The following is a 16,418-nucleotide window of genomic DNA, read 5'->3' as shown; positions in this document are numbered from 1 at the left end:
TGTCTGAAAAAGGCAGTTCTGCTGTTTTTGAAAGGAACACATATGGCACTTTTAAAGTACATTCTGAAAAAAATGCTGATGCTCTTGCCGGTACTCGTCGGGATCAGTATCATTGCCTTTGCGCTTGGGATCATGTCGCCGGGGGATCCGGTGGACCAGGTGCTGAATCCAAATGGAAATGAATCCTACACGCAGGCGGAGTATGATGCCATGGCGGCAAAAATGGGCCTGGACCAGCCGGCGGTAGTCCAGTATTTCAACTGGGTCGACGGTCTGGTGCACGGCGACCTGGGCCGCTCATTTTTCACGAATAAAAGTGTCATGGACCAGCTCGCGAAGCGGATCCCGATCTCGTTAAAGCTGGCCGGTTTCAGCATGATCTTAACGATCGTCTTCGGCGTGGGATCTGGTGTCCTGATGGCGGTGAAAAAAGATCGGCTGCTGGACCATGTTCTGGGGACATTTTCCACAGTGGCCCTGTCCGTCCCCGGCTTCTGGATCGCCATTGTCCTGATCTTTATCTTTGCCGAACAGTGGAAGATCCTGCCCAGCAGCGGAATCTCTGACGGCTCCGGATTTATTCTCCCGGCAATCACGCTGGCACTCCCGAGTATCGGAGTCTGCGCGAGACTGACACGGAGCGCGATCCTTGATGAGATCGGACGCCAGTATATGACCGTGGCTGACGCGAAAGGCATGAGCCGCCGCCGCGCGGTGATCCGCCACGCCTTCGGAAACGCCCTGATCCCGATCATCACCTACCTGGGAAACCATATGGCGGGCATTATTGGCGGCGCGTCCATCGTGGAGACGATCTTCGCGATCCCCGGAATCGGAAGCTACGCTATCGCGGGCGTGCAGTCGAAAGACTACTATGTGGTGCAGGCCTACGTCCTGTTCTCCGGATGCATCTATGTGCTGACAAATATCCTGATCGATCTGATCTACATCGCGCTGGATCCAAAGATCCGTGCGGGAGAGGCGGTGGAATCATGAGAAAATTAAAAGAACCCCGTCTGACCGTGAAGGCGAAGACCGGTCTTGTGCTCTTATTTATCATTCTTCTCACCAGCGTCCTGGCACCGGTTCTCGCGCCTTATGATCCGTTGGTATCGAACCTGTCAGAGGCGCTTCAGAAACCGTCGGCTGCGCACCTTTTAGGCACCGATAATATCGGCAGGGATACCCTGAGCCGTGTTCTCTACGGCGGAAGACAGTCCATTCTTCTCGCACTGGCTGCGACGGTGCTCTCCATGCTGCTCGGCTTTGCTCTTGGACTCTTCGCGGGATATTTCGGCGGCTGGATCGACGGAGTCATCACGACGATCTCCAGCATCTTCCAGGGACTTCCGGGCCTGACACTTATGATCGCTGTGGCAGGTCTCCTGGGACAGGGCGTAAAGAGCATGCTGATCGCCATCGTGATCAACTCCTGGGTAGGTTTTTCCAGGATCGCCCGTGGCGAGGTCATGAAATTAAAGCAGGAGAGCTTTATCAAGGGACTTAAGACCATCGGAGCCAGTGATCTCAGGATCCTGTTTCTCCACATTTCGCCCAATATCCTTGGAACCTTATGTGTGCTCTTTGCCACAAGAATTGCCGGAAACGTGATCTCCGTGGCATCCATGAGCTATCTGGGTCTGGGACTCCAGCCGCCGACACCGGACTGGGGCGTTATGATCAACGACGCGAGGCAGTATTTCCGCCAGGAACCGCTGCTCGTCGTCGCGCCGGGGCTATGTATTTTACTGCTTTCCCTGAGCATCAACCTTCTCGCGGATGAGCTGCGTGACCGGCTGGATGTGAGGAAAGATGTCATGAAGAACATGTAGTGCCAGGGAAATGATCCGCTGTAAGCCCGCCTGAGAAATTTAACGCTTAACGTTGTTGAAGGAAGCTCGGATCACGAAAATTTATGAGCAGCGTGAGCGTGCAAAGTACAGGGGCTGATAGCAGATACAGAGCACAGAGAATGGGGAAGATTAAATGGAAGATAGAAAAGAATGGAAAACAGGAGAAAAAAGCGACATTGAGATCCGGAATCTCTCCGTCTCCTTCCAGGACGGCGGCGAGACGGTACATGCCATGGAGGGCGTCAACGCGTACTTCCCGGCGGGCAGTGTCACCGGACTCATCGGGGAGAGCGGCAGCGGAAAATCACTTCTCGGCATGTCCATTTTAGGACTTCTCTCCGGTCAGGCGAAGGTGGAAGGAACCTGCATGTATAAGGGCATGGATCTGTACCGGCTGCCGGAAAAGGAGATGCAGGAGATCCGCGGAAAAGAGATCACCCTGATCCCACAGAATCCCACGGAGTCGTTAAACCCGATCCGAAGAATCGGAAAACAGCTCACGGAGTGCATGACTGTCCATGGAAACAAGGATAAAGAACTTGCAAATTCCCGGCGGGATGAGTTCCTGCGCCGGTTTGGATTCGCTGACCCGGACCGGATCAGCCGCGCCTACTCCTTTCAGCTCAGCGGCGGCATGAACCAGCGTGTGATTTCCGCCATGGGACTCATGAACCGGCCGAAGTGGGCCATCGCCGATGAGCCGACAAAAGGTCTGGACGCCATCTTAAGACGGCAGGTCTACCAGGTACTGAAGGAGATCTCCGAGACGGACACCGAAGGAATGATCGTGATCACCCACGATATCGCCCTGGCGGGCGTGCTCTGCGACCGGCTGATGGTGCTCTATAAAGGAAGTATTATGGAGGTCGGGGACACGAGGACGATCCTGGAACATCCGGCTCACCCGTACACGAAAGGACTGGTCGCGTCGCTTCCGGCGAAAGGGATGAACCCCATCGGGCGCGCGGTGAGAAAGAACGAAGGAAACTCCGGCTGCAGTTTTTATCCGCGATGTCCGTATGCGGCGGACGCCTGCAAAAACGGGCCGGTCCCGGAGGCGGAGCTTCCGGATGGACGGAAAGTGAGGTGTGTCCTGTATGCTTAAGGTCAGCCATATCTGCAAGACATTTACGGGCGGAATCATCAGGAAGACCCGTGTGGATGCGGTAAAAGATGTGTCCTTTACGATTTGCAACGGGGAGACATTCGGAATTGTCGGGAATTCCGGCTGTGGAAAGTCCACGATCGCCAACATGCTGCTCTCCCTGATCAAGCCGGATTCCGGCACCATCGAGATCGACGGGACGATCCAGATCATCTTCCAGCACCCGGAAACATCCTTAGATCCGGCCAAAAAGATCGGTTACAGTTTGGAAGAGCCGATGATCATCCATAAAATGTATGACAAAGCCGGAAGAAAGAAACGTGTAAAAGAGCTTTTGGACCTGGTAGACCTCGGGGAAGAACTTCTGGACCGCTATCCGCACCAGATCAGCGGAGGCGAGGCACAGCGCATCATGATCGCCAGGGCGCTCTCTTTGGATCCAAAGATCCTGATCTTAGACGAGCCAACGAGTATGCTCGACGTCTCCGTACAGGCACAGGTCATGACACTCCTAAAAGAACTTCAGGAAAAACTGGGTCTCAGCTACCTGTTTATCTCCCACGATCTCGATGTGGTCCGTTGGTTCTGCGATGAGGTTGCGGTCATGGAAGAAGGAAAATTCGTGGAGACCGGCCGGACGGAAGATGTGATCGGGCATCCAAAGGCGGAATTTACGAAGAAGCTGGTGGAGAGTTTTATATTAGAGTAGAAGCTGCGGTGCGGGAAAAAGTTCCTGCACCGTTTTTGTATGACGAGACAAAGCAGAAGATCGTGAAAAGTCTGCCTGTGACATGAAAATATGTTGGGGCACATTATCTTTTTACAGATTGACATTTAATACGTTAAAGTGGTACGATTTCGACATATAGATCTATAATCCACGCAGTTGGAACAGGCGATGACCTGTTTGCAGAAAATAATAGACCTGGAGGAGAAAACTATGCTGAAATTTGACACGCTGAAAAACGACTATCCATCGCGAAGAAGCGTGATATACGGCCGGAAAGGCATGGTCTGCACGAGCCAGCCGCTGGCGGCACAGGCGGGGCTTGATATCATAAAACAGGGAGGAAATGCCATTGACGCGGCGATCGCCACAGCGGCCTGTATGACCGTGCTGGAGCCGACCTCCAACGGGATCGGAAGCGATGCCTTTGCCCTGGTCTGGACGAAAGGGGAGCTTCACGGCCTCAATGCCAGTGGAAGAGCGCCCATGGCGATCACGGCAGAGAAGGTAAAAAAGCAGGGATACACCGCGATGCCGAAGCGTGGCTGGATTCCGGTGATGGTCCCAGGCGCTCCTTCGGCCTGGGCAGAGCTCTCGGAAAAGTTTGGAAGACTGACGCTTGAGAAGGTGATGGAGCCGGCAGTTACATACGCGAGAGAGGGATATCCGGTGAGTCCGGTGATCTCAAAGCTTTGGAACAATGCATACAAGGAATTTTCCGGGACACTCAAGGACGAGTGCTTTAAGCCCTGGTTCGACACGTTCGCCCGGGACGGACATGCCCCACAGCCGGGAGAGATTTGGAAATCGGAAGCTCATGCGAAGACGTTAGAAAAGATCGCGAAAACTCACGCAAAGGCGTTCTATCAGGGAGAACTTGGGGATCAGATCGACGCATATTCGAGAAAGACCGGCGGTTATCTCCGAAAATCGGACTTGGAGAACTACTGGTGTGAGTGGGTAAAGCCGATCCATGTCAATTACCGGGGATATGATGTCTGCGAGATCCCGCCGAACGGGGACGGAATCATTGCGCTGATGGCGTTAAATATCCTGAAAGGATATTCCTTCACGGACCGAAGCTGTGTGGACACGGTGCACAAGCAGCTGGAGGCGATGAAGCTGGCATTCGCGGACGGCAACCGGTATGTGGCGGATCCGGAGTATATGCGCGCGCCGGTGGAGACGCTTCTGTCGGATGAATACGCGGCAGAGCGGAGATCCCTGATCGGGGAAATGGCGAAAGATCCGGAGCCAGGCGATCCGTTCCGCGGCGGAACGATCTATCTCTGCACGGCGGATGGGGAAGGAAACATGGTCTCCTACATCCAGAGCAACTATATGGGATTTGGCTCCGGCATCGTGATCCCGGGGACAGGAATCGCGCTGCAGAACCGAGGGGCGAACTTTACATTAGACGAGACAATGGAAAACTGTCTGGGACCGGGAAAAAAGTCCCTGCATACGATCATTCCGGGATTTCTGATGAAGGATGGAAAAGCAGTAGGTCCATTTGGCGTCATGGGTGGTTTCATGCAGCCCCAGGGACATGTGCAGGTAATCATGAACACGCTGGATTTCATGATGAATCCGCAAGAGACTTTAGATGCGCCCAGATGGCAGTGGGTCGGCGGAAAGAAGATCCAGGTGGAGAAAACATTCCCGGCGGAGATCGTGGAAGAACTGAAGCGCCGCGGACATGAGATGGAAGTTCTGGAGAGTTCCCTGACCTTTGGCCGTGGACAGATCATCTGGCGGGATGAGAACGGCGTGCTCTGTGGGGCGACGGAGCCGCGGGCGGACGGTGCGGTGGCGGTGTGGTAATACAGCATCTCTGCCAAGAAAGAGCGAGTGGGAAAACACAGTAAAAAGCAGTTTCCTTTTTAAAGTGATTGTGGTAAACTCGAAATTAAGCAGATAAAGAACTGTTAGGAAAAGATACATTGAAATAGCATGAAAGAATATGGCTGTCAGAAATGGCAAAATGTAAGCCATTCTGGATATGAAACGGAAAGACAGTTCAGCAACGAAAACGAATTCGCAGGAGGAAGCGCAATGAATTTCAATGAAGCAGCGTTAAAGCTCCATGAGGAACATCATGGAAAGATCGAAGTTGTCAGCAAGGTTCCGGTAAAGACGAGAGATGACTTAAGCACAGCCTATACACCAGGCGTTGCGGAGCCGTGCAGAAAGATCCATGATAATAAGAAAGACGTTTACAAATACACCGCAAAGGGCAATCTGGTAGCGGTTGTCTCCGACGGAACCGCAGTTTTAGGCCTCGGAAACATCGGACCGGAAGCCGCTATGCCGGTTATGGAAGGAAAGGCAGTCCTCTTTAAAGAGTTCGGCGGCGTTGACGCGTTCCCGATCTGCCTTGACACCACAGACACAGAAGAGATCATCAAAGCAGTAAAATACATCGCTCCGTGCTTCGGCGGAATCAACCTGGAAGATATTGCTTCCCCGAAGTGCTTCGAGGTAGAGGCGCGCCTGGAGAAAGAGCTCGATATCCCGGTATTCCACGATGACCAGCACGGTACCGCTGTTGTCGTTACGGCAGCCCTCTTAAATGCATTAAAGGTTGTCGGAAAGAAGATCGATGAGATCCATGTCGTATTAAACGGACCGGGATCTGCCGGAACCGCGATCATCAAGATGCTGCTTGCGACAGGCGTAAAGAATATCATCGCATGTGATGAGAACGGAATCCTCTACAAAGACCGCGGAGTCGGCATTAAAGATCACAAGAAGATGCTCTGCGATATCACAAACCTTGAGGATAAGCGCGGAACACTGGCTGATGCCCTCGTCGGTGCGGACGTATTTATCGGTGTGTCCGTAGCAGGCGCACTGAAACCGGAAATGATCAAAACAATGGCGAAGGATCCGATCGTATTCGCAATGGCAAACCCGAACCCGGAGATCATGTACGATGAGGCGATGGCAGCAGGTGTAAAAGTTATGGGAACCGGCCGTTCCGATTTCCCGAACCAGATCAACAACGTCCTCGCGTTCCCGGGAATCTTCCGCGGCGCGTTAGACTGCGGCGCAAGAGACATCAACTATGATATGAAAGTAGCTGCAGCCCAGGCCATCGCAGAACTCGTAACACCGGATAAACTCTCCGCAGAGTACATTATCCCAGGTGCCCTCGAAGAAGGCGTTGCGGAGCATGTCGCAAAGCGTGTGGCTGAGGCGGCTGTGAAGTCCGGCGCGATCCGTAAGTAATAAAAAATATCAAATGATAAATTTCATAGAATGATCATGAAGAATACTCCTTCCGCATATACATAAGTGCAGAAGGAGTGTTTTTGATTATGGCAGATTATCGCAGACTGATTTCTTATATTTACGAGTACGAAGGAAAACAAAAAGGAAAAAATGTGGGATTCGCGAAGCTGGAGGCGCGGAACGGGCAGTGCAGGATCAATGTGAACGTGAAGCGGATCTATATGGGCGGAAACGCCATCGGAGTGTACCTTTTGGGGACAGGCGGTCGCGAGACATTTCTAGGGAATGTGTTCGTGCGGGGCGGAAACGGGGAATTCCGTGCGAATGTGGACACGAAGAACGTGGAAGGAACAGGAACAGGTCTTGATACATATTTCGGACTCTCGGTCCATGACGTGAAAAATTCCTGGCGGTGCTACAAGACGATCTGGGAGGACGCGCTGGCAGCAGAAGAGGGAAATACCGGGGAGAATCCAGTTCTTTCTGTGCCGAAATTTACTGCGGAGATGTTGCCGGAAGCAGAAAAAGAGATGACACCGCAGGCAGTCTCAAAAGTAGTAAAAGAGATCGAGGCCGAGATCGCCAAAGAGGAGGAACGCCGGGAACAGGAGGAAAAGACTGCGCATGCGGCGGAGCTGCGGGATGAAGCGCAGGAGACGGAAGAAGCTTCATCGGCACAGGGTGAGACAACGGTGCAGGATGATGCAGAAAAGGATGAGAAGCCGAAGCAGGAAGAGAATAGTGAAGAGCATGGGATGGTATACCTGTCGGAGGAAACCGAAGAGATCGACCAGGCAGAGGAAAAGACAGATCGGGCAGAAATAACAGAACAACCAGAAGAATCGCGTCAGGATCCGATGCGGTCGATGAAGAATGCAACGCAAAATCCTGTGGGTGGGCAGCCGGTAATGTCCAAGTCTGCTTCATCAGCGGAGACTCAAACTCAGATAACTGCCCCTGCATCGGCTGCACCATGTCCCTCCCGGCCGCAAAACAGCCAGACAGCGCGGACAAATGCCGCCCCAGCCCCCATGGTCTCCCCGGAACTCGAAAATCCGGAAGTCCTGCGTTATTTACAGGAGACTGAGGATCTTGCAGCGGACCCGGAAAAACTCTGGGAAGAACTAAAAAAATCATACCCGAAGATCCAGCCATTCGAGTATGAGGACGGATGCGATATCTTAACGATCCGCCCCCAGGACATCGGAAAACTTCCGCGGGAGTGCTGGATCCACGGAAACAACAGCTTTCTTCTCCACGGTTACTACAATTTCCGCTACCTGATCCTCGTAAAACTCGGCGGAAACAAAAAGAAAGCCCGATACCTCTTAGGGGTTCCGGGCCACTATTACAGCAGTGAAAAATATATGGCAACGATGTTCGGCTTCCCGAATTTCGTCCTCTCCAGACGCCAGCCCGTGGGAGACGGACGGTTTGGGTACTGGTATACGGACCTTAGAATACGTTGACGATCAGGGAAACGACGGTCTTTATGACTCCGGCCAGCACCATCACCCAGATCGGGTTCATTTTAAACTTCTGAAGCAGGACAACGCAGACAGCGAAGATCACAACAAGAAGCCAGTTTGTGTTCGCGAGGGCGACCGCTGCCTGACTGCCCCAGAACGCGGTGATGAGGATCGAGATCCCGGCAGAGGCGATCAAAGCGACGACCGCGGGACGCAGGGAGTTTAAGATCCCCTGTAAGAGTGCCAGATTTCTGTATTTTAAGTATAGTCTGGCGATACAGGTCACGATGATGCAGGACGGCAGGATGCATCCGAAGGTGGCCGCGAGGGCGCCCCCGGTTCCCGCAATCTTTGTTCCGACAAAGGTTGCGGAATTGATGGCGATGGGTCCCGGTGTCATCTGGGAGATCGTGATCAGATCCGTGAATTCCTCCATCGAAAGCCAGTGATGGGCAGTCACGACCTGTCCCTGGATCAGCGGCATTGCCGCATACCCGCCGCCGAAGCTGAACATGCCGATCTGCAGAAAACTCAAGAAAAGCTGTAGATAGATCATTTTTGTGCTCTCCTTTCCGCCGCAAGTGTCCGCAGCGCGCCGATCAGCCCGCAGGCGATGACAACGAAGACGACGTTGACATGAAAAACGCAGGAAGCAAGAAAAGCGGCAGCCATGATGCACATGGAGACGGCATTCTTCCCGTGGACAATTCCCGCCCCCATCTCATATGTCACAGAGGCGATCACAGCCCCGACACCGGCCTGCATGCCGGAAAGCATCTGGCTGACGATAAAGTTGTCACGGAACGCGTTGTAGCAGACCGAGATCAGGGAGATAACGAGGAACGGAGGGATGATCGTGCCGATGATCGCTGTGACCACGCCGGTCATCCCGGCCAGTTTATAACCGACCACGATCGCCCCATTGACGGCGATTGGCCCCGGAGCTGACTGCGCGATCGCAACAAGGTCCAGCATCTCGTTCTCCTCGATCCAGTGGTATTCATCTACAAATTTTTTCTTCATCAAGGTCACGATCACATATCCCCCGCCGAACGTAAAAGCGCTGAGATACAGGGTCGAGACGAAAAGCTTCATAAGAATTTTCTTTCTATTTTCCATAATCCTTCCTTTTAGCCGGGTATTCCGGCAGCAATCTGCATGAGCGGGCGGAGCGCGTGGTCCAGGAACGCCTGATAACCACAGAATGTATCACCAGGCATACATGCAGTTTCCCGCTGCATGCGTTTACATCCGCCGCCACAAAATTTTCGATACTGACAGGCGGAACATAATTCCGGAAGCAGATCTCTGACCTTACATGGAGACACTGCGGACTTTTCATAGATCGTCCGCAGAGAGTCAGAAACCAGGCTGCCGAGCCGGAACTGGTCGAGACAGTAGAAATCGCAGGGATAAGCGCTTCCGTCCGCTTCCACGACGATCTGGGGCTGGCAGTACCCGCTGATTCCGCAGGAAGTCACGAGCCCCTTTGCAAGCAACTGAAGAAGATCGTCAAATAGCTTGATGCTCCGGTAATTTCCCGTGGCGAAATCCCGGTACCAGAGATCAAAAAGATCAGAATAAAAGTGAAAAAAGCGTTCCGGGGTCAGGGCATATGCGGAAGAGCCGGGAGAATTGAGATCCCCAAGGCAGGGGGTAAACTGGATATAAGACAGATCCAGCTTTTTGATTTGTGCCCAGACCTTCGCGGGATGTCTTGCTGTCTGCCGCGTCAAGGTGCAGAGCACGTTATGCTCGATGTGATATTTCTTCAACAGGGAGATGGAACGAAGAACCTGTTCGTATGTTCCCTGTCCGGCTGTGTCGACCCGGACCGCGTCGTGGCTTTCCGGGAGAATATCCAGGGAGATTCCGATGAGAAACCCGTATTTGGCAAGAAACTTGCACCAGTCATCATCCAGAAGAATTCCGTTGGTCTGAAGGGTATAGTTTATATGGATATTTCGTTTTTTTCCCGCAATATACTGTACCAGATTCCGGTAAAAAGGAAGTCCCGCAAGCATCGGTTCACCGCCCTGAAATGACAGTGTTAGATAGTCCCCATCATCAAGATCTATAAATATATGATCCATGACAGCGGTCATTGCGGACTCTTTCATGACTCCGAAAGAGGAAACCTCTCTGAGACTCGTAATATCCGCATAAAAACAGTATTTACAGCGTAGATTGCAGAGTGAAGATGCCGGTTTCAGCATGATGGTCAGGTGTTTCATGGTTTTGCTCTCCTCAAAAACATTTTCCTTTTGGGCTCATTATGTCATAATTTCCGGATGGAACGCCCCTCATAGATCCGCAGATCCATGAGATATGAGTATCCGTTTCCGCAGTATTCATGATTCTGAATCATCTTTAGCAGGCGTTTGCCAACCTGAATTCCCATATCATAACCCGGATGAATGGAACAGGTAATTCCACTGCGTTCCCAGTCTTGACCGGAATAGTCAAAGCAGACAAGAGAATAATCGTTTGGGACGGATTTACCGTTTTCCTGAAGAAAATGCAGGACAGACTGCAGGATCATGTAGTTGCAGCAGACAATGGCGGTACACTTCGGAAGTCCCTTTAAGAACTTGCCGATTTCCTTGTAGAATCCATCGGCATGGGCTTCGTTGGAAATACACCATTTGATGTAATCATCCTCGAATTTCAGTCCTGCGCTGCGGAGAGAGCCTACATAACCACGGAACTTTTCAATGCTCTGATAATTGTCGTAGACGAAGATCCCGGCAATTTTTTTGTGCCCCGCTCTGGTTAAAAGACCGATCAATTCTCTGGCGCATTTGTAGTCATTGTTAATCACGCGGGGATAATTTAATTCTTTATAGTAGTTGTTGTAAAAGATGACCGGGATCTTTTTCGCAAAGATGTTCCGATAGCAGTCAAGATTGGGATTTAAGAGACTTGCCTTTACCCCGTCCACAATAAACCCGTCGAATCCCTGATGTGCTACCACATCGAGACAGTTTCTCTCGTTGGAAAATTTATTGTCTGTAAAAAAGATCTGAAGATCTACGTCTGTGTCAGACATCACATCACGGATCCCATCGATCAGGCGGGAATTTGCGTGAGAGTCCTGCCCTTGAAGGATCAGTCCGATCTTATATTCAGCGTTTAAACTTCTGGCGGGTCCGGAAACGGCGGCATCTTTATTGATGTAGGTTCCACTTCCCTTGACACGGGTAACGAGATTTTCCTCGACGAGCCGTGCCATGGCGGCACGTACTGTTTCGCGGCTTACATCCAGTCTGCGGCAGAGTTCATTTTCAGATGGAAGCCTCTGGTTGGAAGAAAATTTATTTTCATCGATGTAAGCCCGAAGCCAGTTGTAAATTTTATCGGCCTTTTTCCGGCCTGGCTGTATACCAGAATCAAGCATATGGAGTCCCCCCTGACAAAAATCCGGCAAAACACACTGACAGCATGTCCTGCCGGATGATACATCCCAGTTGTTTTGCGGCATTACGCCTGATCAACGATTACTGGCCGCGTATGCTCCGCTTTTTCGATCCATGCGAGCAGCTTCTCTCTCATTTTCAGACGAACAGAGTCATAAGCATGGTCATGGATCAGATTTGTAAGTTCATATGGATCCTTTTTCAGATCGTAGAGAAAATCGTCTGCGTAGAGGTCTGCGGACGCGTATTCCCCGCCGTTCTTTCCCGGCGCATATACCGCGTACATGTAGTCCTCGGTGCGAATCGAACGGCCGACACGGCTTTCGGAGATCTGTGAATAAACTTCGTTAGCTCTATTATCGTTCTTTCCCTGAACTACGTCAAGAAGATTCTCACCGATCATGGCATCGCCGACATCGACCCCGGCGATGGCTAAGATCGTTTTTGGAAGACTTTCCGTGCTGACGAGTTCCGTGATTTCTTTTCCGCCTTTGAACGCACCGCCGGAGATCACGAGTGGGACATGGGTGGCGGCATCGTGACAGCTCCGCTTATAATCGTCATAGCCGTTTAAATGCTCATCGGTGTTTCTGGTCTTAAAGTGGGAACCATGATCGGAGGCAAAGATGATCACTGTATTATCGTAAAGTCCCTCTTCTTTCAGGCGATTTACAAGTCTCCCGAGATTTTCATCAAGACTTGCGCATTGACCGAGGTAATCAGGATATTCTTCGGCAGCATTTCCCTTTAAAGCGGCGAGATCGCCCGGAAGAACGAAATCCTTATATTTTTCTTTGGAACCGGCAGGTCCTTCGTAATGATTGTGGTCGTTCTGATGATGCGGTTCAATCTGGGAAACCGTCATGAAAAATGGTTTTTTCCGGTCATACTGATCAAAGAACTGAAGAGCCAGATCTGTGATGCAGTCTGGACGATAGCCCTTAAAATCGATCTGGTTATTGTTCTCATCAAACACATATCCATCATATCCGTGGGAGGTGAATTCCAGCACATCGGCCGCCCGCCAGAATCCGGTATATCCGCCGCGGAGTTCCTTCGGCACAGCGGTGATCGTGTGATCGATGGTCGGCGGTTTTTCAAGCTCACCGTCGCTTGCGAGATGCCATTTTCCGATGTAAGCTGTCTCGTAACCGGCTTCCTCGATATAATTCGCGAGAGTTTTTACGTTCTTTGGAAGCATGATATTGTTGCGGAAACAGCCTGTTTCTGTCGGATACTTTCCGGTCTGGAATAATGCCCGGCAGGGACCGCATACCGGCTGCGGGGAAAAGGCGTTGTCGAATTTTACACCGCCCGCAGCCAGTGTGTCGAGATTCGGAGTGATATCTAACGGCTGTCCAAAACAGCCGCAGGTATCTGCCCTCTGCTGGTCAGTAAAATAGAAGATGATGTTTTCTCTCATGGTTAAGCCCCTTTCTGAACGTTCCGGTCCCGTAATTTGCTTCGGATGATCATTGCTACAGCGCCGATGATCAGGATGATAAATGCGATGCAGTATGGACTGCTGACAAAAATGGAAGGATTTCCTTCTGAGATCAGGAGTGCCCGGCGGAAATTTGTTTCTGTCATGTTTCCGAGAACAAGACCGAGCAGGATCGGAACAGTCGGAAAATCGAGCTTATAGAGAAGCCACGCGATGACTGCGAACGTCAGGGTAACGGCAACGTCAAAGTAAGATTTATTGACAGAGTAAGCGCCTGCAAAGCAGAAGATCACGATGATCGGAGTCAGGATCTCCTGCGGGATCGATACGACTTTGGCAAAAAGCTTTGTCAGATATTTGCCCTGTAAAAACATAAACAGGTTGACGAAGAGCAGTCCGAGCATGATGGCGTACATGATATCGCCCTGGGTCGTGAACAGGCTCAAACCAGGATTCAGTCCATTGATCATAAGCGCGGAAAGCATGATCGCGACACAGCCGTCGCCCGGGATACCGAGTGTAAGAAGCGGGATCAGTGTAGCGCCGGTAACCGCGTTGTTGGCGCTTTCTGCCGCTGCGATTCCCTCAACAGAGCCGTGACCGAATTCTTCTTTATGTCTGGACATATTTTTCGCTACATCATAGCTGAACCAGGATGCCATGGAAGCGCCGGTACCCGGAATGATTCCGATGATGACACCGATGATGGAAGAGAGCAGCGCCGGGCGGGCCATGCGCTTGTACTCGTCCTTTGTGATCTTTCCGTCATCCATGATCTTTGAGGTGTCAAGCTTCAGACGGTCCGGTTTTAACTCCGCCTTTTTCAGGATCTCGATCAGGGCAAAGAGACCGATGAGGCAGATCGCCAGATCAAGTCCGAGATAAAGTCTGGAAATTCCGAAGGTAAACCGGTCATAGCTTGTCTGCGGGTCAGCGCCGATGCAGGAGATAAATAAGCCCAGGCAGGCTGAGATGATCCCTTTGATCATGCTTTTACCGGAGATTCCGGCGATGATCGTGAGCCCAAAGACACAGACAAGGAAGTACTCGGCAGTTCCGATGTTTGCTGCGACCTTTGCAACCTGGGGAGCCAGAAATAAAAGAGTCAGTGCGGAGAAGATCCCGCCGAAGGTGGACGCGTAAAGGGCAATCTTCAACGCTGCCTTGGTACGGCCTTTTTCTGACATCGGATGACCATCCAGCATGGTGGTCGCCGCGTGGGGAGTACCCGGTGTATTGATCAGAATTGCAGATACGCTGCCGCCGTATCCGCCGGCACAGTAGATTCCAAGAAGAAACATCATGCCGGGGATCGCCGTCATCTTGTAGGTAAACGGCAGGAACAGGATGATGCAGAGAATAACGGTCAGACCGGGAATCGCCGCGAAGACGGAACCGATGAAGACACCCAGGTTGATCCAGATGAAATTCTCAACGGTAAACAGCATTTTCATAGCAGGGATGATATATTGGAGCATATTCTGTTCCTCCTTTCTAAAATTTTACGTTCAGACCGAAACGGAATGCCGCCCAGATGAGCACGGCCATTCCGATGGTGATCGCATAGTAGGACCGTTTTTTGCAGCGGAAATAGACAAGGAACGCAATGGAGCAGAAAATTGCTCCCAGAACAAACAGATCCGTGATCCGGCAGATGAAATAAGTGATAAAAAGGATCGTCAGGATCATGAGTGCCTTCACCTCAGTCAGAAGATTAAAGGTGCTGACTTGAACCGGCTGTTTTTTTGAAATTTTAATGATATTCTGGATGATGAGGACTGCACTGCAGATCATCATGAGTGAAAAAAGAAGCTTTGGGAAGACGCGCCCGTTTATGACATCATTTTCGGAAATCGGCACCTGAGATGGCAGCATGAAAAACAGGACAGCGCCCAGGAGAAAGAACAGGATGGATCCGGCGAGGTCGGTTGGGATCGAAATCTCTTTTTCCTTCATGCGTGTTGCGAGCTCATCTAATTTTTTCTCGTTAAACATAAGATTTTCTCCTTTCCGCGGAACGTGCCGCAGGATATCCGGCATCATAGAATAAAAGAGGGATGCCGCTTTTGCAGCATCCCGGTTTTGAAAAGTTACTTACTGGACAACCAGGTCTTTGTACTCATTTACGATATCCTGTACATTCTGGATATGTTCAAGAACCTGATCATTTGTCATCGTATCAACTTCAAGAAGCATCGTGTCGGAAAGCCACTCGGTAACGCTCTTATCTGCGAGAATCTTGTCATAGAGTTCTTTTAACTCGGCAACTTTCTTCGCGTCAGTACCTTTTCTCGCGAGGATCAGGCAGCGGTTTCTGAAGTATGGATAACCGTATTTGCCAACACCCTCAACTCCTGCGAACGGACCATCGGCAATGTCTTCACCGTCGAACGCGCACACGATGGTAACGCCGCCCTGCTGATAGGTTTCAAGGATCTGGGACTGGTGGGAGACTGCGAAGTTTGTCTCGCCCTTTGCAACTGCCTGTGCAGCCTCAGCAGCAGAGCTATAGGCAACGATCTTGATCTGATCACCGTATCCCATTGAGCCGAATAACGCGGCTGCGAGGAATGCTTCAGAACCGGTTGCGCCGTTTGCGGCGATGGAGATCTGATTTCCTGTCTCCATGTATGTCTTCAAATCATCAATATTCTTGATATTGAGCTTGGAATCAGCAGACATAACGAAAACGGAAGAATACAGGTTTTCAACAAACTCGAAATCATCGTAAGTGAACTGCATCTTTGCCGGATCAAGAATGGAGGTGATGGAGAAAAGTCCCTCACCTGCGAAAACGAGTTCCGGATCGTTTGCTTTCGTTTCAGCAACCCAGCTATTTACCGTTGCCGCGTCACCCTTTACTGCGTCAGCGACGAGAATGATCTTATCAGAATAAGTATTTGAAAGACTTGCTGCCTTCTGGCTTACCATAGCAGCGACTCCGGAAGGAGCCCAGGGACATGTGACCGTCCATGTAACCGCCTTTTCCGAACATCCCACGAGTGACATAGCCACCGTCATAACGGCGAGACCGAGTGCTAATAATTTTTTCTTCATACTACCTCTCCTTTGTTAAAAATTGATGATTCATGAGTGCTTTTCTCGTATCTTGTGATACAAGATTAACATACTGGAAATGTGATTTTCAACAACTTTTACCATTTTCTGGA

At 51.1% G+C, this 16,418-nt stretch carries 15 protein-coding genes; 7 read left to right on the top strand and 8 right to left on the bottom strand.

From position 1 onward, the window contains the following. Positions 1-42: 42 nt before the first annotated feature. The 7 genes from DXA87_RS13240 to DXA87_RS13210 all read left to right on the top strand — a co-directional run bounded on the left by DXA87_RS13240 (position 43) and on the right by DXA87_RS13210 (position 8,388). Positions 43-996 (top strand): ABC transporter permease, encoded by a 954-nt coding sequence (locus DXA87_RS13240; RefSeq protein WP_117504810.1) that lies wholly within the window; start codon positions 43-45, stop codon positions 994-996. Next, the gene (locus DXA87_RS13235) at positions 993-1,832 is read left to right on the top strand and encodes an ABC transporter permease (RefSeq protein ID WP_117504808.1); all 840 of its coding nucleotides are present in this window, start codon (positions 993-995) and stop codon (positions 1,830-1,832) included. Before DXA87_RS13240 ends, DXA87_RS13235 begins: the two co-directional genes overlap by 4 nt. 154 nt (positions 1,833-1,986) lie before the next feature. After that, positions 1,987-2,958, top strand: coding sequence for an ABC transporter ATP-binding protein (locus DXA87_RS13230; protein WP_117504806.1), 972 nt, complete (start codon positions 1,987-1,989; stop codon positions 2,956-2,958). Continuing rightward, a complete protein-coding gene (locus tag DXA87_RS13225) occupies positions 2,951-3,667 on the top strand; it encodes an ATP-binding cassette domain-containing protein (RefSeq protein WP_117504804.1) in 717 nt (238 codons plus the stop codon). The genes DXA87_RS13230 and DXA87_RS13225 overlap by 8 nt, the downstream gene beginning before the upstream one ends. 231 nt (positions 3,668-3,898) lie before the next feature. Beyond that, positions 3,899-5,509, top strand: coding sequence for a gamma-glutamyltransferase family protein (locus DXA87_RS13220; protein ID WP_117504802.1), 1,611 nt, complete (start codon positions 3,899-3,901; stop codon positions 5,507-5,509). 231 nt (positions 5,510-5,740) lie between these two features. Then, the gene (locus DXA87_RS13215; RefSeq protein ID WP_117470029.1) at positions 5,741-6,916 is read left to right on the top strand and encodes a malic enzyme-like NAD(P)-binding protein; all 1,176 of its coding nucleotides are present in this window, start codon (positions 5,741-5,743) and stop codon (positions 6,914-6,916) included. 89 nt (positions 6,917-7,005) lie between these two features. Beyond that, positions 7,006-8,388, top strand: a complete 1,383-nt coding sequence (locus tag DXA87_RS13210) for a DUF6128 domain-containing protein (protein WP_117504800.1) — start codon at positions 7,006-7,008, stop codon at positions 8,386-8,388. On the opposite strand, the gene DXA87_RS13205 is transcribed toward DXA87_RS13210, so the two are convergent. The 8 genes from DXA87_RS13205 to DXA87_RS13170 form a co-directional block, all read right to left on the bottom strand. After that, positions 8,375-8,944: a chromate transporter gene (locus DXA87_RS13205; protein ID WP_117470001.1), complete on the bottom strand. Its 570-nt coding sequence runs from the start codon at positions 8,942-8,944 to the stop codon at positions 8,375-8,377. The genes DXA87_RS13210 and DXA87_RS13205 overlap by 14 nt on opposite strands. Then, positions 8,941-9,507 (bottom strand): chromate transporter, encoded by a 567-nt coding sequence (locus DXA87_RS13200; RefSeq protein ID WP_117483933.1) that lies wholly within the window; start codon positions 9,505-9,507, stop codon positions 8,941-8,943. Before DXA87_RS13200 ends, DXA87_RS13205 begins: the two co-directional genes overlap by 4 nt. Positions 9,508-9,518: 11 nt before the next feature. After that, on the bottom strand, positions 9,519-10,622 hold the full coding sequence (locus DXA87_RS13195; protein ID WP_117483934.1) for a radical SAM protein: 1,104 nt from the start codon (positions 10,620-10,622) through the stop codon (positions 9,519-9,521). Positions 10,623-10,666: 44 nt separating this feature from the next. Continuing rightward, positions 10,667-11,785, bottom strand: coding sequence for a GntR family transcriptional regulator (locus DXA87_RS13190; RefSeq protein WP_021903973.1), 1,119 nt, complete (start codon positions 11,783-11,785; stop codon positions 10,667-10,669). An 83-nt stretch (positions 11,786-11,868) separates the two neighbouring features. Continuing rightward, entirely contained in the window at positions 11,869-13,227 is a 1,359-nt protein-coding gene (locus DXA87_RS13185) for a sulfatase-like hydrolase/transferase (RefSeq protein WP_117504798.1), read from the bottom strand. A gap of 2 nt (positions 13,228-13,229) precedes the next feature. Beyond that, on the bottom strand, positions 13,230-14,726 hold the full coding sequence (locus tag DXA87_RS13180) for a tripartite tricarboxylate transporter permease (RefSeq protein WP_117504795.1): 1,497 nt from the start codon (positions 14,724-14,726) through the stop codon (positions 13,230-13,232). A gap of 16 nt (positions 14,727-14,742) precedes the next feature. Continuing rightward, positions 14,743-15,243 (bottom strand): tripartite tricarboxylate transporter TctB family protein, encoded by a 501-nt coding sequence (locus DXA87_RS13175; RefSeq protein ID WP_117504793.1) that lies wholly within the window; start codon positions 15,241-15,243, stop codon positions 14,743-14,745. A gap of 99 nt (positions 15,244-15,342) precedes the next feature. After that, positions 15,343-16,305, bottom strand: coding sequence for a hypothetical protein (locus tag DXA87_RS13170; RefSeq protein WP_117470006.1), 963 nt, complete (start codon positions 16,303-16,305; stop codon positions 15,343-15,345). Positions 16,306-16,418 lie beyond the last annotated feature (113 nt).

Source organism: Desulfotomaculum sp. OF05-3 (assembly GCF_003435535.1).
Taxonomy (GTDB): domain Bacteria; phylum Bacillota; class Clostridia; order Lachnospirales; family Lachnospiraceae; genus Pilosibacter; species Pilosibacter fragilis.
Note: the sequence above shows the minus strand (reverse complement) of the source record. Positions and strands in the feature narration are given on the sequence as shown.

Coding starts and splice junctions, on each gene's coding strand:
- DXA87_RS13190 (WP_021903973.1), bottom strand. CDS start 11,785: ATGCTTGATTCTGGTATACAGCCAGGCCGGAAAAAGGCCGATAAAATT.
- DXA87_RS13215 (WP_117470029.1), top strand. CDS start 5,741: ATGAATTTCAATGAAGCAGCGTTAAAGCTCCATGAGGAACATCATGGA.
- DXA87_RS13195 (WP_117483934.1), bottom strand. CDS start 10,622: ATGAAACACCTGACCATCATGCTGAAACCGGCATCTTCACTCTGCAAT.
- DXA87_RS13225 (WP_117504804.1), top strand. CDS start 2,951: ATGCTTAAGGTCAGCCATATCTGCAAGACATTTACGGGCGGAATCATC.
- DXA87_RS13240 (WP_117504810.1), top strand. CDS start 43: ATGGCACTTTTAAAGTACATTCTGAAAAAAATGCTGATGCTCTTGCCG.
- DXA87_RS13205 (WP_117470001.1), bottom strand. CDS start 8,944: ATGATCTATCTACAGCTTTTCTTGAGTTTTCTGCAGATCGGCATGTTC.
- DXA87_RS13170 (WP_117470006.1), bottom strand. CDS start 16,305: ATGAAGAAAAAATTATTAGCACTCGGTCTCGCCGTTATGACGGTGGCT.
- DXA87_RS13180 (WP_117504795.1), bottom strand. CDS start 14,726: ATGCTCCAATATATCATCCCTGCTATGAAAATGCTGTTTACCGTTGAG.
- DXA87_RS13175 (WP_117504793.1), bottom strand. CDS start 15,243: ATGTTTAACGAGAAAAAATTAGATGAGCTCGCAACACGCATGAAGGAA.
- DXA87_RS13220 (WP_117504802.1), top strand. CDS start 3,899: ATGCTGAAATTTGACACGCTGAAAAACGACTATCCATCGCGAAGAAGC.
- DXA87_RS13200 (WP_117483933.1), bottom strand. CDS start 9,507: ATGGAAAATAGAAAGAAAATTCTTATGAAGCTTTTCGTCTCGACCCTG.
- DXA87_RS13210 (WP_117504800.1), top strand. CDS start 7,006: ATGGCAGATTATCGCAGACTGATTTCTTATATTTACGAGTACGAAGGA.
- DXA87_RS13230 (WP_117504806.1), top strand. CDS start 1,987: ATGGAAGATAGAAAAGAATGGAAAACAGGAGAAAAAAGCGACATTGAG.
- DXA87_RS13185 (WP_117504798.1), bottom strand. CDS start 13,227: ATGAGAGAAAACATCATCTTCTATTTTACTGACCAGCAGAGGGCAGAT.
- DXA87_RS13235 (WP_117504808.1), top strand. CDS start 993: ATGAGAAAATTAAAAGAACCCCGTCTGACCGTGAAGGCGAAGACCGGT.